This window comes from Streptomyces sp. NPDC111656, from assembly GCF_055656965.1.
In genome coordinates this window covers 238,754-261,668 of sequence record NZ_JBVKCA010000008.1, presented here as the reverse complement: position 1 = coordinate 261,668, position 22,915 = coordinate 238,754, and the positions used below count along the sequence as shown (strand labels likewise).

Here is a 22,915-nt window from a genome sequence, read left to right as displayed (position 1 = left end):
CGGCGGTCAGATCAGCCGGTCGACCGCGTCCTTCGCCTCCTTGAGGCCCGCGCCCGTGACCTCCCGGTACGCCTTGATCGCCTGGATCTTCCTGCCGTCGCGCGCGAGCGCGGCGACCTGTTCGAGCTCCGGGTCGGCCTCCGCCAGGCCCAGGTGGTCGAGGATCCGGTCGAGCTTCTTCTCGACGCGGGCGATTCTGCGGTCGTTGCGGCTCAGTCTGCCTTCCAGGCCCGCGTAGCACGCGAAGACGATCATGGCGAGGACGAAGGAGCCTAGTGTTCCCATGGGGTCAGATCCTAGGGAAGCGCGTCTCCCCGGACTCCCGTTCGGCGCAACGACGGCACCTACTCGGCCGGTACCGCCACCACGGACGGCGTCGCGGACACCGACGGCAGGGGCGTGTCGGCGGTCCGATCGGGAGAGGTCACGGCGCCGCCGGTGCCGCCCGGCAGGACCGTGCCCTCGGTCGCCGACGGCGACAGGTCCACCGCCGGGGTCGGGGTGGTCGCGCCCCTGATCTCGATCACCGCGCCCGGCTCCAACTGCTTGTACAGCCATAGCGCGTCCGCGCGGCGCAGGCCGATCCAGCCGGTCGTGATGTCGTAGTTCCCGGGGGCCTTCTCGTCGGCCGTGAGGGTTCCGACGAAGTTCGTCGTCCCGTCGGCGGCGCGCAGACCGATCACCCAGGCCACCTTCTCCAAGTACTTTCCCCCGAACATGGGCAGCGCCTTGACGCTGTCCTTCGAGACGACCATCGTCCGTCCGCCGGCCGTGGGGTAGCGGACGGAACCGGAGGAGATCGGCAGCTCGCGGCCCGCGACCGTCAGCATGCGCCGCGAGAGGTCGACGGTGGCGTCGGGCGCGGCCGGGGAGGGGGTGCTGGGCGGGGTGGTGGGGCTCGCGGCCGGGGAGGGGCGGTCCTCGCGGTCGCCGCCGGTCGGGTTCAGGACCACGACCAGGGCCACGCTCGCGGCGGCGCAGGCACCTGCGACGGTCACGGCGGTCCATCGAAAACGCCGACGTCTGCGGCGTACGGCCCGCAGCCGGATCTCGGCGCCGGACGCCGACGGGGGAGTCTCGGCGTCCTGGGCCAACTCTCGCAGGCCGGAGGCGAGTTCATCGGACACGGTCGTCCTCCCTCTTCCCCTCGTCCGTCGGATTCAGCGAGCGCGCGGAACCCGGCGAGTCCGGGGAGCCCGCGGAACCCGCGGACGGCTTCCCCCTGTCCGCGCTCTTCTTGCCCCCGTCGACGGTCTCCCACTCGTCCGCCGTCGCCAGCGTCTGCGCCAGCGCCGCCCGGCCGCGGGACAACCGGGCCTTGACCGTGCCCACGGGGGCACCGGTTTCGGAGGCTACCTGCTCGACACTGAGGTCGCACAGATGGTGCAGGACCAGCGCCATCCGCTGCGCCTCGGGCAGCGTGCGCAACGCGGCGACCAGCGCGGTGCGCTCGGGGTCGGGGCCCGGCGTGTGCTCGGGCGGCGGGGTGCGGCGGACGAGTTCCAGCCAGCGGCGCGCGCGGCGCCAGCGGCTCACCGCGAGCCGCATCGCCACGGTCCGTATCCACGCCTCCGGCGCCCCTTCGGCGAGGAACTCCCGCCGCCGGTCCCAGGCGCGGACGAACGCCTCCTGGACGACGTCCTGCGCCTCGCCGTGGTCCCCGGTGAACGCGTACAGCTGACCGGTCAGCCGGGGGAACGCGGCGGCGTAGAACGCGTCGAACTCTTCCTCGGTCATGCCCCCCGTCTCTTCCTCGGTCGTGCCCCCGCCGAAGACTTCGGATTTTCCCCTGCCCCGTGCAACCCGGCGGTCCGTGCCGTGCGTACAGGTCCCGTACGCCGCACATCGAAACACACCGCAGGGGGATCAGGATGACCAGGAGAGCCAGGAGCCGTCGTATCGCGGCCGGTTGGACGGCGGCCGCCGTGTGCGCGCTCGCGCTGGCCGGCTGCTCGAAGGGGGCGGTGGCGGGGGGCGCGGGCACCGAGGTGGACACGGCGGCGAGACCGAACGCGACGGTCGGTCAGCAGCCGACCCCCCGGCCCGTCACGACCGAACCCCTCGCGAAGCTGACCGGCGCGCACGTCAACATCGCCGACGGGCAGACCGTGGGCGTCGGCATTCCGATATCCGTGACCTTCGACCACGCGATACCGGCCGGCGAACGGGCCGAGGTGGAGCGGCAGTTGAAGGTCGACACCGATGTCGAGGGCTCCTGGAGCTGGGTGAAGGACCGCGATCTGCTGGAGGGGCAGCGGGTGGACTTCCGGCCGCGCGCGTACTGGAGTCCGGGCACCGAGGTCACGGTACGGGCGGGCTCGGGCATCACCCGGCACTTCACCGTGGGCCGTTCGCTCATCGCCACCGTAGACGTGCGCACGCACATGATGAGAGTCGTCAAGGACGGGCGGACCCGGAGCGTGCCCATCACCGCGGGCGCCCCGGGCATGGACACCTGGAACGGCACGATGGTCGTCTCCGACAAGGCGACCAAGGTCTTCATGAACTCGCAGACCGTCGGCTACGGCGACGCCTACGCGGGCTATTACTACTACGCCGTCCACCTCACCACCTCCGGGACCTACCTCCACCAGAACCCGAAGGCCAATACGTACGCCGGGCACCAGAACGTCACCCACGGGTGCGTCGGACTCGCGACGGACGGCACCGCCAAGAAGTTCTACGACGAGGTCATCCCCGGCGACGTCATCACCGTCGTCGGCTCCAAGGACACCGTGGCCGTGGGCAACGGCTACGGCGACTGGAACGCGGACTGGGCCCAGTGGCGGGCCGGCAGCGCGCTGAAGTGAGCGTGCGGGCGGGAGAGCCGGGTGTTCAGGTCCCGGCTCCCCCGCCCGCCCGCACCCCCCACGTACCCGACTCCGAGGGACCGCAGGCCGTGCCTCACACCTCCTCCCCCGCTTCCTCCGAAACCGCCGCCGCGCCTGCCCGGAACGGCGAGTTCGCCCCGTACGCCACCGCGGCCTGGCCCCGTCTGGTCCGCACCGCGCACCTGCTCACCGGTGACCTCCGCGAGGCCGAGGATCTCGTGCGGGCCACGCTGGCCCGGGTTCGCGCCCGCTGGCGGCGCATCCCGCGCGACGACGTCGACTTCTACGTACGGCGCTCGCTGGTCAGAACCCACCTCGGCCGGACGCGGAGGAGACGCGCCGCCCGTCTGCTGACGCCGCTCCTGCCCGAGCGGGCGCGCCGGGCCCTGGCCGCTCCCGCGGGGGCCGTCGGCCGTGGGGACGCGCTCGGCCGGGCGCTGGCCGCGCTGCCCGCGCGGCGGCGGGCCGTGGTGGTGCTGCGCCACTGGGAGGGACTGGGCGAGGCCGAGATCGGGCAGCTGCTCGGCTGCTCGGCCGGCACGGTCAAGGCGCATGCCCGGCGCGGTCTTGCGGCCCTGCGCGCCCATCCCTCCCTGGGCCCTGTCGTCACCGCCCGCCTCGCCGCCCCCTCCGTCGCCCCGTCCCCCGCTCGCCGACACCCCGTCTCCGGAGCCCGCTCATGAAACGTCACCGCAAGTTCCCGCGTCCCTCGGCCGAGTCCGAGCGGCTGCGCGAGGTGTTCGCCGAAGCCGCCTACGACGTCACCCCCTCGGCCGTGCCGCTGGCCGCCATCGAGCGCGCGGGCCGGCGGCGCGGGCGGCGCCGTACGGCCGCGGTGGCGGGGTCCGCGTGCGCGCTGCTCGTGGTTCCGCTGGCCGTGGTCGCCCTGCGCGCGGCCGTGTCCCCGGGGTCGGGCGCCGAGCGGGGGGCGTCCCCCTCCGGTACGCCCATGGCCACGGTGCGGGTCGTGACCGCCGGTGAACGGGTCGAGGTCGCGCACGGCATCAAGATCTGGCTCACCGAGGACGGCGCGCACTGGTCCTCGGCCGCCGGCTCCGGGCCGCTGTTCAGCAGTGTGAAGGACGGCGTCGACAAGCCAGGCGTCACCGTCCAGCAGGAGGGCGCGGGGGACCAGGGGTACTTCCTCTCCGGTGTCTACCGCGGCAAGCGCGAGGCGGCGCGGGTCGAGATCGAGACCACCGCGGGCCGGATCGCGGGCACGGCCCTCACCCTCGCGGGCGGACCGCACTGGGGAGTCTGGTACGCGATGGTGAGCGCACCGAAGTCGGTTGCCCCCGGCAGGCCCGTCGATGTGACCAGGAGAGTCACGGTGTACGACTCGGCGGGCGGGGTGACAGCGAGTACGGGGGCCGGCCGGTGAACGGCGCGGACGTGGACACGGGCGCCGGCGTCGGCGTCGGCGGCACCGGCGTCGCTGCGACCGCCGAGGACCACGGCAGGGGCGGCAGCCCGAGCCGCGGGCCCGGCGGCGGACGCCACGGCGCCGGTGGGCGCGGCCGGCTCCTGGCGGGCCTGCGACGCAGGCTCGTCAAGCGGCGGATCCGTATCCGTCGCACCCGCGGGCGCCGGCTGCGCCGCGCGCTCGTCGTGCTGCTCGCGCTCCTCGCGAACCTCGTCGGCGCGGCCGTGGTGGCGTACCACCTGACGAAGATCCCCGAGCCGCACCCGGAGACGGCCATGCAGAGCACGGTCTTCGTCGACGACCACGGCGACTACCTGGGCCGGCGCGGCCCCGTGGACCGGCAGGAGATCCCGCTCTCGCAGGTCCCCCGCTATGTGCAGGAGGCGGTGATCGCGGCGGAGAACCGGTCCTTCCGCACGGACACCGGGATCTCCCCGAAGGCGATCGCCCGGGCGGCCTGGGCGACGGTGAGCGGGGGCGACCGGCAGGGCGGGTCCACGATCACCCAGCAGTACGTGAAGAACGCCCTGCTCAGCCCGGAGCAGACGCTGTCCCGCAAGGCACGCGAGGCCTTGATCTCGATCAAGCTGGACCGCACCCGTTCGAAGGACGAGATCCTGCAGGGCTACCTCAACACGGTGTACTTCGGCCGGGGCGCGGCCGGCATCCAGTCCGCCGCCAGGAACTACTTCGGCGTCGACGCCAAGGACCTCACGGTGAGCCAGGGCGCGGCGCTCGCGTCCGTCATCAACATTCCCTCGTACTACGAGAAGGCCGGCTCCGACCCGAAGGTGACGGCCAAGCTGGTGGACCGCTGGGAGTGGGTGCTGGACGCGATGGCGGACAGCGGCGCGATCACGTCCGCGCAGCGGGCCGGGGCCCGTTTCCCGGCCTTCCGCTTCTATCCGCCGGGCGACACGGACGGTCAGCGCCAGTACCTCATCGACGCGGCCGCCTCGGAGGCCGCCGACCGGCTCGGCATCACCGAGGACCAGCTCGCCCGCGGTGGTTACACGGTCCGTACGACCTTCGACCTGACGGCGCAGGACGCGACGGCGGAGCTGGCGGCCGACGGCACCGACGAGAAGACCGGAGGGAAGACCGGAGGGAAGACCGGGGAGAAGACGGCCGAGGCGAAGGCGGCCGAGGCGAAGGCGGCCGAGGCGAAGGCAGGTGGAAACAAGCAGGCCGAGGTGAAGACGACCGGGGACGTCCGGGTCCACACGGCCGTGGTCGCGCTGGTCCCCGGCGACGGCGCGGTCCGCGTGCTGTACGGCGGCGCGGACTACGCCAGTCAGCCCTTCAACGACGCGCGGGACGGAGCGGTGGAGGCGGGCACCGCGCTCCAGCCGTTCTCCGGCATGAAGCTGCTCGCCCCCCTCACGGACCTCACCCGCACCGCGGCGCCGACCCCGCTCCGGCTCGCCTCCGCGTACGCCACGGCGGCGGCGCACGGTGTCTACGCCACGCCGTACACGGTCGCGAAGATCACCCGCGCGGGCCGCACCCTCTACGAGGCCCACGCCCGCACCCGTACGGCCATGACACGCGCCGACGCGGGGACGGTCGCCAAGTTCCTGTACGGCCGGTCGGACGCTCCTCTGGCCACCCAGACCGGCGCCGCGGGTCTGCGCACGCTGTGGCAGACGACCTACGACGAACGTCTCACCCTCACCGTCGCCCTCTTCGCGGAACACCCGGCCAAGGGCAAGAAGGCGGCCCTGCCCGCACCCCTCCCGTACACGGCCGGGAGCCGTTCACTGTCCGTCGCCGAGGGCGTCTGGTCCAAGATCGTCGGCACCGCCGAAGGCCACGATCCGGCTGCGGAACCAAATCCGGGGCTTCCAACCGGCCAAACAAAGCCCATACTGGCTACACGATGACGAAACCCTCCGCGCCCCGGCGCCACCTGCCCACCAGCCCCTTCGCCGCCCCGGTCGTCCCCGTGGCCAAGGAATTCAGCCTCGGAGACCGGGTCACCCACGACCAGTTCGGCCTGGGCACGATCATCGGTGTCGAAGAGGGCATCGCCATGCTCGTCGACTTCGGCTCCCGCCAGGCCCGCATCCTCAGCCCCTACACCCGGATGGACCGGCTCTGACGCACGTCACGAGCCCTCACCTCGCGACCGCGCACGTCACGAACGGCCCACTCCACTAGCCGCTCGCCGCTCGTCGGCAGAGGCTGGACGTATGACCGTCCCGGCGCGTGATGACCTTCCCTTCGACGATCTCACGGACTTCGAGAACGCCGATCGGGGGTTCATCGCGGCGTTGGACCCGCCCGTGATCACCGACGCCGAGGCACAGATCGTCTACGACGGGAACGCGTACGCGTTCCTGGACGAGGACTGCCCCGACACCGCGCACCCCAGCCTGTGGCGACAGTCACAGCTGTGCGCGCGCCATGGCCTGTACGAGGTCACCGAGGGCGTGTACCAGGTGCGCGGCCTCGATCTCTCGAACATGACCCTCGTCGAGGGCAAGCACGGTGTGATCGTGATCGATCCGCTGATCTCGGCGGAGTGCGCCGCTGCCGCGCTCGGGCTCTACCACGAACACCGGGGCTCACGGCCCGTGACCGGGCTCGTCTACACCCATTCCCACGTCGACCACTTCGGTGGCGCCCGCGGAGTGGTGGCGCACGGCAGCGAGAGCGGGCTGCCCGTCCTCGCACCCGAGGGATTCCTCGAGCACGCGGTCAGCGAGAGCGTCTTCGCCGGCAACGCGATGCTGCGCCGGTCGTCGTTCATGTACGGCTCCCGGCTGCCGAGGGCCCCGCGCGGCCAGATCGGTACCGGGCTCGGCACCATCACCTCGACCGGCACCGTCACGCTCATCGCCCCGAACGTGGACATCACCCGGACGGGGCAGGAGGAGACCGTCGACGGGGTGCGGTTCGTCTTCCAGCTCACGCCCGGGACCGAGGCGCCCGCCGAGATGAACTTCCTGCTCCCCGAGCAGCGCGCCCTGTGCGTGGCCGAGAACGCCAGCCACACCCTGCACAACGTGCTCACCCTGCGCGGGGCCCCGGTCCGCGACGCGCACGTGTGGGCCCGCTACCTCGACGAGACGATCGACGTGTTCGGTGACACCTACGACGTGGCGTTCGCCTCCCACCACTGGCCGATCTGGGGCCGGGCGAACGTCGTCAGGTTCCTCGGCGAACAACGGGACCTGTACGCCTACCTTCACGACCAGACCCTCCGCATGCTCAACCGGGGCCTGACCGGCACCGAGATCGCCGAGGAACTGCTGCTGCCGCCCGCCCTGGAGAGGGCCTGGCACGCCCGCGGCTACTACGGCTCGGTCAGCCACAACGTCAAGGCCGTCTACCAGCGGTACATGGGCTGGTACGACGGCAACCCCGCCCACCTCTGGGAGCATCCGCCGGTCGAACTCGGACGGCGGTACGTGGAGTTGGCGGGCGGCCAGACGGAGACCCTGGTCAAGGCGCGGGCGTACATCGACTCCGGTGACCTGCGGTTCGCCGCCACCCTCCTCAACCACCTGGTGTTCTCCGACCCGTCGAACAACGCGGCCAAGGACACCCTCGCGGGCGTCTACGAACGGCTCGGGTACGGCGCGGAGAACGGGACCTGGCGCAACGCCTACCTCACGGCCGCCCTGGAACTGCGCGCGGGCACCGCCGACATCCCCGTCGACACCACGAGCCCCGAACTGACGTCCGCACTGACGGTGAGCATGCTCCTCGACTCGCTCGCCGTCCGTATCGAGGGCCCCCGCGCCTGGAACGAACACCTCACCCTCGACCTCGTCGTCATCGACGAGCAGCGCCGCCACCGCGTGAACCTCCACAACGGCGCCCTCACCCACCGCGCCATGCCGGTCCATCACACCCCGAAGCCCCACGCGGACCTGACCCTGACCCTCACCCGCCCGGAACTGCTCGGGGTCGTGTCGGGCCGGGGCCTCGCGGGCATCGAGTCGGACGGCGACACCACCGTGCTGGCCCGGCTGCTGTCGTACGTCTCCGAGCCGGACAAGGCATTCCCGATCGTGACGCCGTAAAGGCCCCGGGAGAGCGTGCCGGGGAAAACCGTTCGACAGGTCCGGCTCCCCCCGATGAGGATCCGCGCTGTGACAGACAACGCTGCAAGAGACAACGTCGAGCGACCCGCCATCCCCGCCGGCCCGAAGTCGGTGCGATTCGTCGAGGTGACGAGCGCGGCCATGACCGCGCTGCTGGACTCCGACCTCGACCGGGCCGGCGGGGAGGTGGGGGCCGAACTCACCGAGTACTTCCTCAGCGACAGCGCGCGCTGGCTCTGGCGCTACCGGCTGAACCAGCTGACCGCGCACCCCGAGAGCGCGGGATGGCTGTCCAAGGTCGTGATCGCCGAACCGGAGGGTACGGTCGTCGGCTTCGCCGGATTCCACGGACCGCCGGACGAGACGGGCATGGTGGAGATCGGCTACTCCGTGGACCCCGCCCACCGCCGCCGGGGCTACGCACGGGCGATCCTGGCCGCGTTGATGCGCCGGGCCACCGCCGACGCCCGGGTCCGGACCCTGCGCGTGACGATCAGTCCCGACAACGCCGCGTCCCTGGCCACGATCGCCGGGTTCGGCTTCACGGAGGTCGGCGAACAGTGGGACGAGGAGGACGGCCTCGAAACCATCTTCGAGATCCCCGCCTCCGAGATATCCGCCTCCTAGACACCGGTCGGGGTGCGGGCCGGGCCGGGGTGGGTGGGGTGCGGCCTCCGGCTTCGCCTGCAGACGCCGGCTGGGTCGAGGCTTTTGGGGGCGCGGGGAACTGCGCGGCCGGCCCCCACCGGCCCGCGGCCGAGGAACCACCCCGAGGGGCAGCGCCCCTTCAAGGGCGCGGGGAACTGCGCGAACGGCTCCGTTACAGCGGGGGCTGGGCCGGGGCCGGGCCCAGGGTGGTGGTGCCGGGGGCCGTGCGGTGGCCGAGGCCCGTGCGGTAGGCGTCGAGGGCCGCTTCCACCCGTCCCGTGCGGCGCAACAGGTCCCCGAGGAGCCGGCACAGGTCGGCGAGATCCCCCGCCGCCCCCGCCCGCTCGAGAAGACTCAGCGCCCGCACGTAGTGCTCCTCGGCGGACTCCGTGTCGCGGGCGTCCTCGGCGATGATGCCGAGCAGGCGGTGCGCGCCGGCCGAGTGCACGGCGCCGCGCTCGGGACTGAGGTCACCGAGCACCTCGTGGAGGAGGACGGCGGCCTCGGCCGACTTCCCCCGCCGGTGCAGTACGTCCGCGAGCTCCACGTTGACCTGGCTCGTGTACAGCGCGGCGCGCTTCGCGGAGAGCATCGCCTGCGCCTCCCGCAACTCGCCCTCCGCCCGCTCCAGTTCACCGTTCTGTGCATACAAGTAGCCGCGCATCCAGTGACAGTTGGCGAGCTCGGTACGGATCTGGAGCTGCCGGTAGAGCTCGGAGGCCTTGGCCAGGGAGGCGTCCGCCTCGGCGACCCGGCCCTCGGCGATCATCGTGCGGGCGACGGACCGGTGCATCCGGGCGACGAGGGCCGGATCACCCACCTGGGGCGCCAGGGCGAGCGCGAACTCCGCCGCCTGTGCGGCCCGCGCATGGGCGCCCATGTCCATGTACGGGGCGATGACGCCCGTGTAGAGGAGCAGCAGCGCGTCCGGGTCGTGCATCCCCGTGCGGTTGAGCTCGTCGAGGGTGGACTCGAACAGATAGCAGGCGTAACGGAGTTCACCGGCGAGGTAGTGGGACACGGCCCGGCCGCGCAGGGCGGGCACCCGGTTCGGGAGGGGCGCGTCGCCGAGGCGCTGTTCCGAGGCCTCGAAACGTTCCCGCGCGGTCTCCAGGTTCCCGGTCTCCAGGGCGCATTCGCCGAGCCCGAGCAGCGCCGCGGCCTGCTCGGCGACAAGCCCGTGCGCGTCCGCTTCCGCGAGGAGCGCGTCGTACTGCTCCGCCGCGACCTCCGCCTCGCCGGTGGCGAGCGTGCGTTGGGCGTCGGTGAGCCGCAGCCGCAGATCGGTGGCGAGGTGGGCGGGGCGCCCGGTCGCGATCTCCTCGTACGCCACCCCGAGCCGCTCGGCGATGTGCCGCAGCGCGGGCTCGGAGGCCCGCACCCGCCCGGCCTCCAGGGTGGAGATGTACGCGGGCGTGTACGCCGGTTCCGCCAACTGTTTCTGCGTCAGTCCGCGTTCCGTACGCAACTGCTGAACCCTGCGCCCGATGACCTCCGGGCCGTCACGCTCCGCCATGGATTAAGCATGCCATTAACCCGACTTACACTCGGCCAACTTTTGACTATTGTCCAACTCCCCTTGCGCCCCTTGCCCTTTGATGCTTCTAACCCCTACGTTAAGCGGCGGATTAAGCCTGCTTAATACGCCGCTGTTGTTGCGAGGTCGCCATGCTCCGACGTATTTCCGCGCGCTACTTCAGAGGATTCGGTGCGGCCGTCGTCGCCGTCGCCGCCCTGGTCCTGGCAGCGAACGCCGGCCCCGCCCGGGCGGCCGAAGCCACCACCCCGCACCTCCAGCACCTCGTGGGCCACACGCAGGCCCTTCGATAGACCGGCCGCCGACGGGAACTCCCCCGTCCCGTCGGCGGCCCCTACGCTGGCCCCGTGATCTCGCCTGCCGCACGCATCGCACTGGACCTCACCGCCGACCTCCCGGTTCCCGACCTGGAGGACTTCTACCGGGCCCTGCACCGGCACCCGGAGCTGTCGTTGCGGGAACACCGCACGGCCGCCGCGCTCGCCGACCGGCTGCGCACGTCCGGGTTCGACACGGCCACCGGCGTCGGCGGCACCGGAGTCGTCGGCGTCCTGCGCAACGGTCCCGGGCCGACCGTGCTGCTGCGCGCCGACATGGACGCGCTGCCGGTACAGGAGGAGACCGGACTGCCGTACGCCTCCCGGGTGCCCGGCCTGATGCACGCCTGCGGGCACGATCTGCACGTCACCTGGCTGGCGGGCGCGGCCCGGGCGCTCGCCGCCGGACGCGACGCCTGGTCCGGCACGCTCCTCGTGCTCGGGCAGCCCGCCGAGGAGACCGGCGAGGGCGCCTCGGCGATGGTCGCGGACGGGCTGTACGAGAGGTTCCCGCGGCCGGACGTCCTGCTCGCCCAGCACGCGGCCCCCGGTCCCGCCGGGCTCTACGCCCACTCGCCCGGACTGATCATGTCCGCCTCCACCGACGTGGACATCGTCGTGCACGGGCGGGGCGGGCACGGTTCGCGTCCGGAGTCGACCGTCGATCCGGTCGTCACCGCCGCGTACCTCGTGACCCGGCTGCAGACCGTCGTCAGCCGGGAGCTCGCGGCGCGCGAGTCGGCCGTGCTGAGCGTGGGACGGATCGAGGCGGGCACCCGGCACAACATCATCCCCGCCGAGGCCCGGATCGCCCTCAACATCCGTACGCAGTCGGACGAGGTCCGTGAGCGGATGATCGCGGCGATCCGGCGGATCGCGGCGGGCGAGTGCCTGGCCGCCGGCTGCCCGCGCGAGCCGGACGTCGTCGTCGGCAACAGCTTCCCGGTCACCGTCAACGACCCGGAGACCGACCGCCGGGTCGCGGCCGTGCACGGCGAGGTCTTCGGCGCCGGGACGCTCCTCGACCCGGGCCCGGCGATGGGCAGCGAGGACTTCCCCCGGCTCGCGGAGGGGAAGATCCCGTACTCCTACTGGTTCGTGACCAGCACCCCGGCCGAGGTGTGGGACGCGGCCCCGGGCGACGACCTCATGGAGAAGTTCGCGGCCGTGCCCAGCAATCACAGCCCGCAGTTCGCGCCCGACCTGGGGACGCTCGCGCCGGGCGTGCGGACGCTGGTGTCGGGGGCCCTCGCGTATCTCGTCAGCCCGGGAGAGCCCTCCTGAGTTCCTTGTCCAGTTCGGCGGCCAACTCCGCGTCGCCCGGCGGGTCGTCGCTGAACAGCCTGCCCAGCTCGGTGGCGAACGTCTGGGTGAACGCGCCGTACAAGGGGGTGCGGGGGCGCTGGACGGCGCGCCGGAGCGCGGGGAGCAGGATCGTCCGGGCGTACGCGGGGCGCCCGTGGTCGTCGCGCGGCATGCGGTCGGCGCTCTCGCCGGAGGGCGAGGCCGAGGGGGAGGCCGCTCCGGGCGTCCTCGCCACGCCGCAGGTCACGTCGTCGGCCGTGTACGCGGACTCCCGGGTGGCCGCGAACCCCGCGTCGAGCAGACAGCGTTCGCTCTCCTTGCTGGTGAGGAACCGTATCAACTCCCTCGCCTTGTCGGCCTGTTGGGACGATCCGGCCAGCGCCAGGTTCTGGCCGCCGAGCACCGCCCGGCCGGGCAGCGGAGCGACGCCGAGCTGCGCCTCGCTCAGGGACTGGTGCAGGGTGCGGTAGGCGTAGGGCCAGTGACGCAGGAACGCCGTACGCCCGTCCGCGAAGTCGGTGAGCGACTCGCCCTCGTCCGAGCGGACCGCGTCCCCGAGCGTGTACGCGCCCTGGGTACGGGCGCGCAGCTCCGCGATCCCGTCCGTCAACTGCTGGACGGTGGCGGTGTAACGGCCGCTCTCGTCGGTGAGGCCCGCGCCGTCGGTGGCGGACAGGAACGCCTCGATCCCGTTGACCGTGCGGCCCTCGTACGGGCCGAGCTGGGTGGTCCAGCCCTTCTCGTACCCCTTCGGCCGCGACCGGCCCGGCGCCTCGACGGCGTCGATGAGGTCCCGCAGCTGCCGCCAGGTGATCCCCTTGCTCAGGTCGGTGTCCTGGACGTGCGCCTGCTTGAGGTGGTCGCGGCGGTAGTAGAGCAGGCCGACGTCGCTGTTGAAGGGGACGGCGTAGAGCTTTCCGCCCCAACGGGCCGTGCTCGCGACCGACCTGATGACGTCCGCGTCGACCAGGGCGTCCGGCAGGGGGCGGATGAGGTGCGCGGCGGCGAACTCCGGCACCCAGGTGACGTCCAGGTTGACGACGTCGTACTGGGCGCTGCCGGACTGGAGCGCGCCGAGCAGCTGGCTGCGCTGCTGGTCGGCGGAGCCCGGGAGTTCGACGAGGCGGGCGTGGACGTCGCTGTGTTCCCTGTCCTGCCGGGCGTTCCACGCGTCGATCAGCTGCTGGCGGATGCCGCCCTTGCCGGTCACGTCCCGCCCGCTGGCCACGACGATGTCCCCGGAGGCGCCGGGGGAGACCGTGGCGCCGGGTCCGGGTCCGGCCTGCCCGCCGCCGGTGCAGGCGGTCAGCAGCAGAGCGAGGGCCAGCCCGTATCCGTAGACCCGTCCGTGGACCCGCCCATGGACTCGTCCGTGGACCCGCCCAGGGCCCCGCCCGGATGTCCGCCGCCGTCGCCGCATCACTCGTCCCCCGTTCCGGTGCGCGCGACCTCGTCCCGCAGGCCCGCCACGAGGTCGCCCTTGGTGTCCAGGCAGCGCCCGCCGCTCGCGTCGGAGATCCGTTGGTCGAGCCTGCCTTTGGCGCAGCCGCCGCTGTCGAGGGCCGCCATGACCACCGGGACACGCTTCTCGCGGGCCGAGGTGAGCAGCTCGTCCAAGTGGCCCTTCGCCGTGAGGTGGTCGTCGTCCTCGTCGTCCGTGAGGAAGACGATCAGCTCGGGGCGGTCGTCGTCCCTGCCCTTCCGGTCCATGGTGTCCAGCGCCGCCTTCAGCGCGCCGTACGGGTCGGCCTCCGCGTCCTTGACCGCGGCCCGGTCGAGGGCCCGCTCGGCGTCGCCGCGCTTGTGGGGTCCGAAGGGCAGCAGTTCGGCGTACGGGCTCCGGCCCGGGGAGGCCACGGACCAGACGCCGTACTCGTCCTGTGTGCCGAGTCCGCCGAGGGACTGCTTGAGGATGCCGGGGGCGCCGCCCGGCCCCTGCCACAGGCCGGCCATCGAGCCGGAGCTGTCCAGCAGGAAGAGCACCCGTCCGGGGCCCTTGGCGTTGCGGTACTGGTTCAGGGCCGTGTCCATCGCCTCGGCGCCCGCGGCCCCGGCGGGCCGGCCGGGGTCGGAGATCAGACCGGTGGCCGAGTCGTGGGCGGCGAGGAAGGCGCGGGCGCCGGAAGGGGCGCGGAAGCCGTCCTGCCCGAAGACCGCGAGACCGGTGCCCGTGAGCCAGTCGTGGAAACGCCGCACCGCGTCGTCCCGGGCCGCCTCGTCCTTGTCGCCGCCCGTCCAGCGGACACGGACGAAGGTGGGCGTCAGGCCCGGCACGTCGTCGGGGTACTCGGCCATCCGCGGGGTGCGCGTCGTCCGGTCGCAGCCGACCCCGCTGACCATCAGGAACTCCGGTACGAGGGCCGCGGTGCTCCGGTCGGTGTCCGCGTTGTCGGGCAGGGTGCACAGCAGGTCACCGGCGGTGGACGCGGGCGGTCCCGTCTGGGCCACGCTCCCCTCCGCCCGGCCCACGTCGGCCTTGCCCGGGCCGTAGAGGCCGACCGTGGCCAGCAGCGCGGAGTCGGTGTACTCCGGGTCCGGGCGCCGTACGGAGACGCTCTTGTCCCGGCGCGCCAGCTTCGCCCGCAGGCCCGCGAGCGAGTCGCCGGTCCGCTCGCGCTGCGAGTCCTCGGCGATGCCCTGCGGCAGCGACAGCACCATCGGGGAGTACGCGAACGGCGCCGCGTCCGGCTCCAGCGTCACGTAGGTCCGCGCCACCCCCAAGGAGCGCGCCCTGGCCGCGGTCGCGAGCGTGCCCGGGATCCAGACGTCCGGCTGAGGCCCGATGTCGCGCTGCGGGTCGGTGTCGTCGCTCACCGGCCGTTGCCAGGGGTCCGACTGGTCGCGCAGGCCCGCCACCACGGCCGCCGAGCCCGCGCCGTACACCGTGATCCCACTGCGCCGGCAGCCGCCGCCCGTGGTGTTCGCCGCCGACGTGAGATAGGTGTCGGCCGCCTTGCGGACGGTGGATTCGAGATCGGGGTCCGTGAGCAGCCGCAGTTCCACGGGCGGGCCGCAGGCGGACCGGTCGGAGGCCGCGTTGTCGACGACGAAGTAGCCGACGAGACCGAGGGCGGCGGCGAGGACGAGGAGGACGACGGCAGCACGGCGGGTCGATCGACCGCCGGGGGCCTGGCCGGGGGGCCGGTTCGGGGCGGGAGCCGAGGGCCGGAGCGCGCCCGGGCCCACGGCCCCGGACCGTAACCGGGCCACCGCCGCCCGCACCCGGGCGACGAAGGCGCGCCGCCGACGGCGGCCGGACGTGGGGCGGCGCGCCGCGCCCCCTGCGACGGCCTCCGCCCTGGAGCCGACGGGTCTCCCGGCCCCCGCCCGGATCCCCAGCACCACGTCCACCGGAGGGTTCTCCGTGCGGCTCTGCGGTTCCCAGGCTTCCCCGCGTTCGGTCCGGTGGTGGGTGGACATGTAGGCCCTGAGCGCCTCCGCGAGGGCCAGGAAGTGAACCTCGTCGCCCCGCCCCTCGTCGCCGCCCTGCCCCTCGCCCTGCCGATCCTCGATGCCCGATGTCAGCAGGTCCACCAGCCGGGCGGTGAACGGCGTGGGGGTGTCGGCGTCGCCCGCGTCGATGCGGTGGTTGGCCTGCACGCTCATCAGCACCGAGACGCGCCGTCGCACGTCGGGGCGCTCCACGGCCTCCCACACCCGGGCGGCATTGCCCGCGTTGCAGCAGTCGAGGACGACCACGATCCGCTCCGCGTGGCTGTTGGCGAGGATGCGCAGCACGTTGGTGAACCGGGCCGCGCCCTCGAACCCCGCCGTCTCGCCCCGGACGACCTCGGCGTCGCGCATCTGCAGCCACAGTTCGTCGCCCGCGCTGGGCACGGCGCCGTGTCCGGCGAAGTAGAGCAGGAGCAGCCCCTCTGCGGAGCCGGCGGCCGCGCGCAGGGAGTGGCGGAAGTCGGCCAGCCGCGGTGAGCGCGCGACGGTGATCTCCAGGGGCCGCAGGACTCCGCCCCGCTCCAGGGCCCGTACGAGCACGGCGAGGTTGTGGGCGACGGCGGGCAGCTGGCCCGGGACGCCGTCGCGGTGCTTCGGCCGCGTGAACTCGTACTCGGACACACCGACCAGCAGCGCCCGGTTCACCTTTCCCCGCGGGTCGAAGCGGTCCACCCGGCTACCTCTCGTCGGGACCCAGGGGATCGACACGGGCCTCCGGCGGATCGCCGTTCTCCACGGAGCCGCGGTTGTCGCTCCAGGCCCGCACCGCGCTCTTGACCTGTGCGAGCAGTTCCTTGAAGAGCGTCTCGGCGCCCGCCCCGATCAGCACCAGCACGATGTCCATGCCGACGCCCATGGGCGTGCCCTGCTCATCGGTCCCGGCGCGCTCCTCGATCCTGAGATCGCCCCGCTTGACCAGCTGCTCCAGCGGCCTCTCCCGCTCCAGCCACTTCTTCAGGGCGCCGACATCGCTGTCGCTCGCCGTCCCGTCCAGACGCACGCGGATGGCCCGGGCTGCCACACCCTCCCCCTCAGCAGTCATGACTCACCATCATGGCACCGGAGTTGACGCCGGGGGAGGCTCTCGACAGGGGCGGAACGGCAGCATCGTCGCGGCGATCGCGGCGGCGCACGGCGGCACGGTGACGCTCGAACCCTCCGCCAGCGGCACCTGGTTCAGGGTCAGACTGCCCGCCGGGCCCTGAACGCGAGCATCACACCCGCGCCTGGAGCCTGCTGAGGTGCCGCTGCACGTGGTCGAGGGCGCCCCGTCGGCGTCCGGGCACCCGCAGCCTCAACTCGGCCAGCGCGGAGCCGAGTTCGACGGCCCGTGCGGAGTCGCGGATCTGCCCCCACTGGTGGTGGGCCCGGTCCACGGCCGACTCGACGGTCGGGGCGTCGGCGGGCTGGCCCACGTCCAGCCGGTGTCCGGCGATCGCCAGCCAGGTGCGGCAGCTGCCGACCGGGTCGCCCGCGAGCATCGCCAGGTCCGCGCGGACCTCCGCCCAGTGCAGGGCCTGTTCGGAGGCGACGCCCCAGGTGCGGGCCGCCTCCTGCTCCCAGCGCGCGGCCAGTGCCGCGGCCTCGCCGTGCCGGCCCGCCTGCGCGGCGGCGGTGATCGCGGCGTGCGGGTCCGGGACCACGGGTATCCGCGCGGGAGCCGCCAGCACGATCCCCGACGGCCCGCTCTCGGCCTCGGCCCGTGCCAGCGACTGCTGGTGCAGCAGCGGGAGTTCGGGCCGCAGGCCGCTGCGCAGGATCGTGGCGAGGGCCTTCATGTACGCCGGTGAAGCCACCGTGCGCCGGGGCGGCGGCGGGGCGACGCGCCCGTACAGGCCGACCCCCGTGCCCGCGGTGAGCGGGCTCGTCGCGAGGTGCTCCCAGGTCTCCGCGTCGGCGTGCAGGTCGACCAGGAGCTCGGTGGTGCCCGGCGCGCGCAGCCGGAGCTCCTCGGTGATCCAGTGCCAGGGGAAGGCCGTGTAGCGGACGGTCGACGGGGTGGTGCGGGCCAGCGCGAGGTGCGGCAGGCGCTGGCGGCGGTCCAGTTGGAGCTGGCCCGTCACGAACATCGTCAGAGGGCCAGGAGCCGTGGCGGCCGCGCGCAGCCGGGTCAGCACGGCCTGCGGCTCCAACGGGTCGGCCAGTTCCACCACGTTCGCGGTGTCCGTGCCGGACAGCACCGCGGGGGACACCGCCGCGAGCACGGGGAGCACGGACGCCGCGTCCACCAGACACCCCTTGCCCACCGGTGAGGCCGCGAGCAGCAGCACGGTTCCGGGCATGGTTCCCTCCCTCCCCATCGATCACGTACGCCAGCACCGTAACCGCTGTGCTGCGAAGGGGGGACGGCAGCCGGGCAAACGCCCGCCTATGGCTGGGTTGTACCCCCGCCCGTGCCCTCCGGGACCACGTTCGGCGACACCACCGGCCTGGGGTCCCCCCGTCGTCGTACCGCGAAGATCGTGGTGTCGTCGGCCAGCCGCCCGCCGCAGTGCCGCAGTGTGCCGTCGCGGACGAGTTCGACGAGGCGCTGCGGCTCGACGGTGCGCGGGTCCTCGGTCAGGGCGTGCGTCACCCGGTCGAGGAGCGGGAAGAACGCTCCGTCGGCGTCGCGGGCCTCGGTCACCCCGTCCGTGACGAGGAGCAGGGTCTCGCCGGGGACCAGTACGGCGGTCAGGACGAGCGGCTGGTCGGAGGTCAGCTCGGCGAGACCCAGCGGGAGTCCGTGGCCCGGCGGCAGGGTGCGTACGCCGTCGGGCGCGACCACGAGGGGCGGCTCGTGGCCGAAGTTGACGAACTCGACGGTGTCCCGGACGACGTCGGGGAAGCCCACCAGGACGGCGGTGGCGAAGCGGTCGTGGTCGTCGTGGCCGACCGCCTTGCGGTAGCCGATGTGCCGGCGCATCCGCACCTCCAGACGGTCGGCGACCGTCCGCAGGAGGGGTTCGTGGTACGCCGCCTCGCGGAACGTGCCGAGCAGCACGGCCGCCGCCTCCACCGCTCCCAGCCCCTTGCCCTGCACGTCGCCGAGGAGCAGCCGGGTGCCGCTGGGGCCCGGCTGGATGTCGAAGAAGTCCCCGCCCACCCGGGCCTCGCTGTCGGCGGCGAGGTACACGGCCGCGTGGTCGAGGCCGCCCCAGCCCTGCGGCATCGGGCGCAGCACCGTGCGCCGGGTGGTCTCGGCGACGTCCATCATGTGCAGCATGCGCCGCTCGCCGCGGACCCGCACCGCACAGGCCAGGATCGCGAGGACGCCGCCCACGCTGACGAGGATGAAGTCGGGAAGGCCGGTCTGGTACTGGTGCTCCCAGGACGCGTCCACCTCGACGTAGGTGACGACCGCCAGGCAGGCGAAGACCGCCGTGGTCCACACCCCGCAGATCGCCGCCGCGATGCCGGGGACGACGACGATCCAGGAGATGATCCGGAACTCGCCGGAGGTGTTCCAGTCGGCCAGTCCGATGGCGATGAGCAGGAGCAGCGGCGGCACCCAGGCGACGCTCCGGCCACGCAGCCGCAGCATCTTCTGCCGCTGGACGGAGTCGTCGCGCTCCTCCGGGGGCACCGGGCCGAGCAGCGGCGACAGGTCTCGGATGCGTCGCAGGGCGCCCACGTCGCCGTGCCACCCCTTCCTCGTCAGTACGCCACCGACATCCGGGCGCGCGGGTGGGCGGGCGTCTCCAGCTCGTCGACGAGGGCGATGGCGTAGTCCTCGGCACTGATCCGGCTGTTGCCGTGGTCGTCGGTGAGCAGCTGGTCGCCGCCCAGGCGGAAGACGCCGGTACGGGCGCCGGGGGCGATGTCGGCGGCGGGCGAGATGTACGTCCAGTCGAGGTCGTCGACCGTGCGGTAGAAGTCGAGGGCGTCGCTGTGGGCGCGCGCCTCCGCCAGGACGGCCTCCGGGAAGCCGGGCTGGTCCACGACCGCCTGTCCGGGCGCGACCTCCAGACTGCCCGCCCCGCCCACGATCACCAGCCGCCGCACCCCGGCCGCCCGGGCGGCCTCCACCAGCGCCGCGTTCAGCGCCACAAACGGCCCACGGGGATCCGTCCCGTCCCTCGGCGGTACGCAGGCCGAGACCACCACGTCCGCGCCCGCCACCAGCTCGGTCACCTTCGCCGTGTCCGAGGCGTCCGCGGCGGTCGCCGTGACCCCGGGGACCGGCGACTGCCCGGAGCGGCTCACCGCCAGGACCTGGTGCCCGCGCGCCGATGCCTCCGTTGCGATGCGGCTGCCGATCATTCCAGTGGCGCCGAAGAGTACGACCTTCATGGAGTTCAGCGAAACACGAGGCCAAAACCCCCGCATCCCGACTTGCCAGCCACCCGGCCGGGGTGTGACCTGGAAGGCGGGACGAGGAGAGAGGAGTGCTCCCATGACTCACGCGGCACCAGTCTCGAAGGCGTCAGGGGCACGACACGGAGCGGTGACAGGGCGTACGGCGGGCACGGCGGGAATCGCGGGTTCGACCTGGGCGGCGCGGACGCACCGCGCACCCGACGTCTTCGACGAGCGCACCCACGCCGTCGCGAAGTGGGCGCTGCCCGTCGTCGGCGGGCTGCTCTACGGGTACTGGGCGGCGGCCAACGTGCGCGACGCCGGACCGATCACGGGCTGGAACGTCCTGTTCGGGTTCGTGTGCGCGATCGTGTTCGCGGCCGCCTACATCGGCGTGCGCATGCTGGCGCCGGTGCTGAGGCGTGAACTGCACGCGCTGGTGTGGACCGCGTTCGCGGGCATCGCGTTCGGGTTCCTCTTCAGCACGACCGGTGAGTCCGTGCTGCGCTCCACGTTCATGGGGCTTGGGGCCTCGGTGCTCGTGTTCGCGGCGAGCTTCTACCACTACTACACGCACGAGGACGCGGCGGGCCATCCGGTGAACTGACGCGACGCCACGGCATGGTGCACGAGGCCCCGGCAGGCTGCCGGGGTCTCGTGCACCTCCCTCACTCACCTACCCCCTGGGACCAGGTCCCAGGAGTCTGGGGAAGAGCCGCTACAACCAGGTAACACCCGTTCGGGTGAGCTCTCCACCCGAGCGGCTCGTCGTTTGCACCCATATGGAGTCACACCGCTCGCGCCCGCCGCCCACGCGGCCTTGCCTGGTGAGGTGTCCCCTCGTGTGCGCAGCACCCTGTCGGCCGTCCTGATCACCCTCGCCTGCCTGTTCGCGCCGCTCGGCGCACTGTCGACCTGGGCGGCGTACGGGATCGGCGACGACGAGCGCTACGCGGCCGCGATGGAGCCGCTCGCCGCCGACACGGACGTACGGGAGGCGATCGCCGCGGCCGTCACGACCGGGATCCTGCGCGAAGTCCATGTGCGGGCACCGCTCCAGGGGCCGGTGAACCACTTCGTACGGGACGCGGTGCGCTCGTTCACGCTGACACCGGCGTTCCACACGGCGTGGCAGGCGGCGAACCGGGCCGCGCACGAGGCGGTGATGCGGGCGCTGCGCAGTGACCGGGAGGAGGCCGTGACGATCGACCTCGCCCCGGTCGCCGAACAGGTCAGGAGTCAACTCACCCACGCGCACGTGCCGTTGGCGAACCGTATCCACGTCGAGCACACCGAGATCACGGTGTTGCCCTCGAAGAATCTGGCCGAGCTCCGGAAGGGGTTCCACGTGCTTGAAGTCGCCGGACTCTGGCTGCCCGTCTCGGCGGCCGTTTTCGCCGTGACGGGCATCCTCGTCGCGGTGTGCCGCAGACGGGCGGTGCTGGCCACCGGGCTCGGCACGGCGCTGGGCGCCGCGCTGCTCGGCGTCGCGGTCACCGTCGGCCGCCGGCTCACCCTCGCCGACCTGCCGCCCGACGTGTCCCCCGCGGCGGTGGGCGCGGTCTACGACGCCCTCACCGACACCTTGCGCCTGGTCTCCTGGGCGCTGCTCGTCCTCGGCCTCACGGTGGCGCTGACCGCCCTGCTCACGGCCGTGTACGCGCGACGTCGGCGAGCGTCCCGAGCGCCCGGGCCAGCTCCGACGGAGCCACCGACCCGAGTCCGAGCCTGACGGCGTCCGCCCCGGCCGCCGAGGCGGCAGGGGCGGCGGCGAAGGCCGAGCCCGGGGTCACCGCTATCCCGCGCGCCGCTGCCGCCGCCGTGAACGTGTCCGCCCGCCACGGCGCGGGCAGCTCCCACCAGACCTGGTACGCCCGCGGATCGGCCCGCACACGGAACCCGGCGAGGTGCTCGGCGACCAGCCCCTGCCGCAGCCGCGCGTCCGCCCGCTTGGCGGTGACCAGCCGGGCGACCGTGCCGTCCCCCAGCCAGCGCACCGCGGCCTCCAGCGCGAACCGTCCCGCGCTCCAGGCACCGGAGCGCAGCGCCGCCGCCACGTCCTCGACCCGGTCCTCGGGCACGACGAGAAAGCCGACGGTGAGGCCGGGCGCGACCCGCTTGGAGAGGCCGTCGACGAGGTAGGTGCGTTCGGGGGCGTGGGCGGCGAGGGGGGCCCGGCCGGTGTGCAGGAAGGACCAGATGCGGTCCTCGACGAGCGGGAGGTCCAGATCGCGTGCGGTGTCGGCCAGTTGCCGGCGGCGCGCGTCCCCCATCGTCGCGCCGGTCGGATTGTGCAGGGTGGGCTGCACGTACACGGCGGACAGGGGCGCCGAGCGGTGGGCCGCGGTGACCGCCTCGGGCCGCAGCCCTTCGTCGTCCATGGCCAGCGGGACCAGAGTGATGCCGAGCCGGGTCGCGATCTCCTTGACCAGGGGGTACGTCAGTGCCTCGACGCCGACGCGGCCGCCCGGCCGGACGAGGGAGGCGAACGCGGCGGCGATGGCCTGGCGGGCGTTGCCCGCGAAGGCCAGCCGGGACGGGGCCGGACGCCAGCCCGGGGTGGCGAGGAGGTCGGCGGCGGCCTCGCGGGCGGCGGGCGTACCGGTGGCGGGAGCGGTGCGCAGGGACTCGGTGAGGACGTCGGGGCGCAGCAGCGGGGCGAGAGCGGGCGTGAGCAGCTCCGACTGGCCCGGCACGGACGGGTAGTTGAGCTCCAGATTCACGAGCGGGGCCGGGGATTCGGGGGACGGCTCGGCGAGGGCACGTCCCGAGGGGACCGGGGCGGCCCGGACGAAGGTGCCGCGCCCGACCTCGCCGACCACCAGTCCGCGCCGCACCAGTTCGGCGTAGACGCGTCCGGCCGTAGATCCGGCGATCCCGCGCCGCCGGGCGAACGCCCGCTGCGGGGGCAGTCGTTCGCCGGGCCTGAGCCGCCCGGCGGCGATGTCGTCGGCGAGCCGGTCGGCGATGCGCCGGTAGTCGTCCACCACGTGAAGTTCCCCCCTGTTCACGTTTGTTCGCGTTCTGGGTCGCGTCATCGGGTCGCGGCATCGGGTCGCGCGGTCCGGATT

General features: G+C 73.2%; 23 protein-coding genes. 12 read left to right on the top strand and 11 right to left on the bottom strand.

The annotated features are described in order from the left end of the window. Positions 1 to 6 precede the first annotated feature (6 nt). From ACZ7M3_RS24895 to ACZ7M3_RS24885, 3 genes are read right to left on the bottom strand one after another with little or no spacing between them, the layout of a single operon-like run. The gene (locus ACZ7M3_RS24895) at positions 7 to 285 is read right to left on the bottom strand and encodes a ribosomal protein L7/L12 (protein ID WP_472065735.1); all 279 of its coding nucleotides are present in this window, start codon (positions 283 to 285) and stop codon (positions 7 to 9) included. A gap of 59 nt (positions 286 to 344) precedes the next feature. Further along, positions 345 to 1,127 (bottom strand): L,D-transpeptidase, encoded by a 783-nt coding sequence (locus tag ACZ7M3_RS24890; protein ID WP_472065734.1) that lies wholly within the window; start codon positions 1,125 to 1,127, stop codon positions 345 to 347. Continuing rightward, positions 1,117 to 1,737 carry a SigE family RNA polymerase sigma factor gene (locus tag ACZ7M3_RS24885; RefSeq protein ID WP_472065733.1) on the bottom strand — a complete coding sequence of 207 codons (621 nt, stop codon included), beginning with the start codon at positions 1,735 to 1,737 and terminating at the stop codon, positions 1,117 to 1,119. Before ACZ7M3_RS24885 ends, ACZ7M3_RS24890 begins: the two co-directional genes overlap by 11 nt. A gap of 134 nt (positions 1,738 to 1,871) precedes the next feature. On the opposite strand from ACZ7M3_RS24885, the gene ACZ7M3_RS24880 reads away from it, so the two are divergent. The 7 genes from ACZ7M3_RS24880 to ACZ7M3_RS24850 all read left to right on the top strand — a co-directional run bounded on the left by ACZ7M3_RS24880 (position 1,872) and on the right by ACZ7M3_RS24850 (position 8,933). Further along, complete coding sequence (locus ACZ7M3_RS24880; RefSeq protein ID WP_472065732.1) at positions 1,872 to 2,810, top strand: L,D-transpeptidase; 939 nt, start codon at positions 1,872 to 1,874, stop codon at positions 2,808 to 2,810. An 89-nt stretch (positions 2,811 to 2,899) separates the two neighbouring features. After that, the gene (locus ACZ7M3_RS24875; RefSeq protein ID WP_472065731.1) at positions 2,900 to 3,514 is read left to right on the top strand and encodes a SigE family RNA polymerase sigma factor; all 615 of its coding nucleotides are present in this window, start codon (positions 2,900 to 2,902) and stop codon (positions 3,512 to 3,514) included. Next, the gene (locus ACZ7M3_RS24870) at positions 3,511 to 4,212 is read left to right on the top strand and encodes a hypothetical protein (RefSeq protein ID WP_472065730.1); all 702 of its coding nucleotides are present in this window, start codon (positions 3,511 to 3,513) and stop codon (positions 4,210 to 4,212) included. Before ACZ7M3_RS24875 ends, ACZ7M3_RS24870 begins: the two co-directional genes overlap by 4 nt. Positions 4,213 to 4,355: 143 nt before the next feature. Next, on the top strand, positions 4,356 to 6,137 hold the full coding sequence (locus ACZ7M3_RS24865) for a transglycosylase domain-containing protein (RefSeq protein WP_472065924.1): 1,782 nt from the start codon (positions 4,356 to 4,358) through the stop codon (positions 6,135 to 6,137). After that, a complete protein-coding gene (locus tag ACZ7M3_RS24860; RefSeq protein WP_054234148.1) occupies positions 6,134 to 6,355 on the top strand; it encodes a hypothetical protein in 222 nt (73 codons plus the stop codon). The genes ACZ7M3_RS24865 and ACZ7M3_RS24860 overlap by 4 nt, the downstream gene beginning before the upstream one ends. A 91-nt stretch (positions 6,356 to 6,446) precedes the next feature. Continuing rightward, positions 6,447 to 8,285: an alkyl/aryl-sulfatase gene (locus ACZ7M3_RS24855; RefSeq protein WP_472065729.1), complete on the top strand. Its 1,839-nt coding sequence runs from the start codon at positions 6,447 to 6,449 to the stop codon at positions 8,283 to 8,285. A gap of 69 nt (positions 8,286 to 8,354) precedes the next feature. Next, entirely contained in the window at positions 8,355 to 8,933 is a 579-nt protein-coding gene (locus ACZ7M3_RS24850) for a GNAT family N-acetyltransferase (RefSeq protein WP_472065728.1), read from the top strand. Between the two features lie 193 nt (positions 8,934 to 9,126). Here ACZ7M3_RS24850 and ACZ7M3_RS24845 read toward each other — a convergent pair whose 3' ends face one another. After that, the gene (locus ACZ7M3_RS24845; RefSeq protein WP_095853584.1) at positions 9,127 to 10,470 is read right to left on the bottom strand and encodes a helix-turn-helix domain-containing protein; all 1,344 of its coding nucleotides are present in this window, start codon (positions 10,468 to 10,470) and stop codon (positions 9,127 to 9,129) included. A gap of 152 nt (positions 10,471 to 10,622) precedes the next feature. On the opposite strand from ACZ7M3_RS24845, the gene ACZ7M3_RS24840 reads away from it, so the two are divergent. Then, entirely contained in the window at positions 10,623 to 10,784 is a 162-nt protein-coding gene (locus tag ACZ7M3_RS24840) for a hypothetical protein (protein WP_472065727.1), read from the top strand. Between the two features lie 54 nt (positions 10,785 to 10,838). Continuing rightward, entirely contained in the window at positions 10,839 to 12,092 is a 1,254-nt protein-coding gene (locus ACZ7M3_RS24835) for an amidohydrolase (protein ID WP_472065726.1), read from the top strand. Here ACZ7M3_RS24835 and ACZ7M3_RS24830 read toward each other — a convergent pair. From ACZ7M3_RS24830 to ACZ7M3_RS24820, 3 genes are read right to left on the bottom strand one after another with little or no spacing between them, the layout of a single operon-like run. After that, positions 12,070 to 13,533: an extracellular solute-binding protein gene (locus tag ACZ7M3_RS24830; RefSeq protein WP_472065725.1), complete on the bottom strand. Its 1,464-nt coding sequence runs from the start codon at positions 13,531 to 13,533 to the stop codon at positions 12,070 to 12,072. The two genes, ACZ7M3_RS24835 and ACZ7M3_RS24830, sit on opposite strands and share 23 nt — an antisense overlap. Continuing rightward, positions 13,533 to 16,238 carry a caspase family protein gene (locus ACZ7M3_RS24825; RefSeq protein WP_472065724.1) on the bottom strand — a complete coding sequence of 902 codons (2,706 nt, stop codon included), beginning with the start codon at positions 16,236 to 16,238 and terminating at the stop codon, positions 13,533 to 13,535. The genes ACZ7M3_RS24830 and ACZ7M3_RS24825 overlap by 1 nt, the downstream gene beginning before the upstream one ends. Before the next feature lie 4 nt (positions 16,239 to 16,242). After that, positions 16,243 to 16,608: a hypothetical protein gene (locus tag ACZ7M3_RS24820; RefSeq protein ID WP_211179035.1), complete on the bottom strand. Its 366-nt coding sequence runs from the start codon at positions 16,606 to 16,608 to the stop codon at positions 16,243 to 16,245. On the opposite strand from ACZ7M3_RS24820, the gene ACZ7M3_RS24815 reads away from it, so the two are divergent. Continuing rightward, the gene (locus ACZ7M3_RS24815) at positions 16,607 to 16,771 is read left to right on the top strand and encodes a hypothetical protein (RefSeq protein WP_472065723.1); all 165 of its coding nucleotides are present in this window, start codon (positions 16,607 to 16,609) and stop codon (positions 16,769 to 16,771) included. The two genes, ACZ7M3_RS24820 and ACZ7M3_RS24815, sit on opposite strands and share 2 nt — an antisense overlap. Before the next feature lie 9 nt (positions 16,772 to 16,780). On the opposite strand, the gene ACZ7M3_RS24810 is transcribed toward ACZ7M3_RS24815, so the two are convergent. The 3 genes from ACZ7M3_RS24810 to ACZ7M3_RS24800 form a co-directional block, all read right to left on the bottom strand. Continuing rightward, entirely contained in the window at positions 16,781 to 17,848 is a 1,068-nt protein-coding gene (locus tag ACZ7M3_RS24810) for a hypothetical protein (RefSeq protein ID WP_472065722.1), read from the bottom strand. A gap of 86 nt (positions 17,849 to 17,934) precedes the next feature. Beyond that, a complete protein-coding gene (locus ACZ7M3_RS24805; RefSeq protein ID WP_472065922.1) occupies positions 17,935 to 19,089 on the bottom strand; it encodes a PP2C family protein-serine/threonine phosphatase in 1,155 nt (384 codons plus the stop codon). A gap of 113 nt (positions 19,090 to 19,202) precedes the next feature. Beyond that, complete coding sequence (locus ACZ7M3_RS24800; RefSeq protein ID WP_472065721.1) at positions 19,203 to 19,838, bottom strand: NAD(P)-dependent oxidoreductase; 636 nt, start codon at positions 19,836 to 19,838, stop codon at positions 19,203 to 19,205. A 154-nt stretch (positions 19,839 to 19,992) separates the two neighbouring features. Between ACZ7M3_RS24800 and ACZ7M3_RS24795 the strand changes: the two genes are divergently transcribed. Together ACZ7M3_RS24795 and ACZ7M3_RS24790 are read left to right on the top strand one after the other, a co-directional pair. Further along, entirely contained in the window at positions 19,993 to 20,451 is a 459-nt protein-coding gene (locus ACZ7M3_RS24795; RefSeq protein WP_472065720.1) for a hypothetical protein, read from the top strand. Between the two features lie 225 nt (positions 20,452 to 20,676). After that, entirely contained in the window at positions 20,677 to 21,576 is a 900-nt protein-coding gene (locus tag ACZ7M3_RS24790; RefSeq protein ID WP_472065719.1) for a hypothetical protein, read from the top strand. Here the strand turns inward: ACZ7M3_RS24790 and ACZ7M3_RS24785 are convergent. Next, positions 21,491 to 22,831 carry an aminotransferase-like domain-containing protein gene (locus tag ACZ7M3_RS24785; RefSeq protein WP_472065920.1) on the bottom strand — a complete coding sequence of 447 codons (1,341 nt, stop codon included), beginning with the start codon at positions 22,829 to 22,831 and terminating at the stop codon, positions 21,491 to 21,493. The two genes, ACZ7M3_RS24790 and ACZ7M3_RS24785, sit on opposite strands and share 86 nt — an antisense overlap. Positions 22,832 to 22,915: the final 84 nt, after the last annotated feature.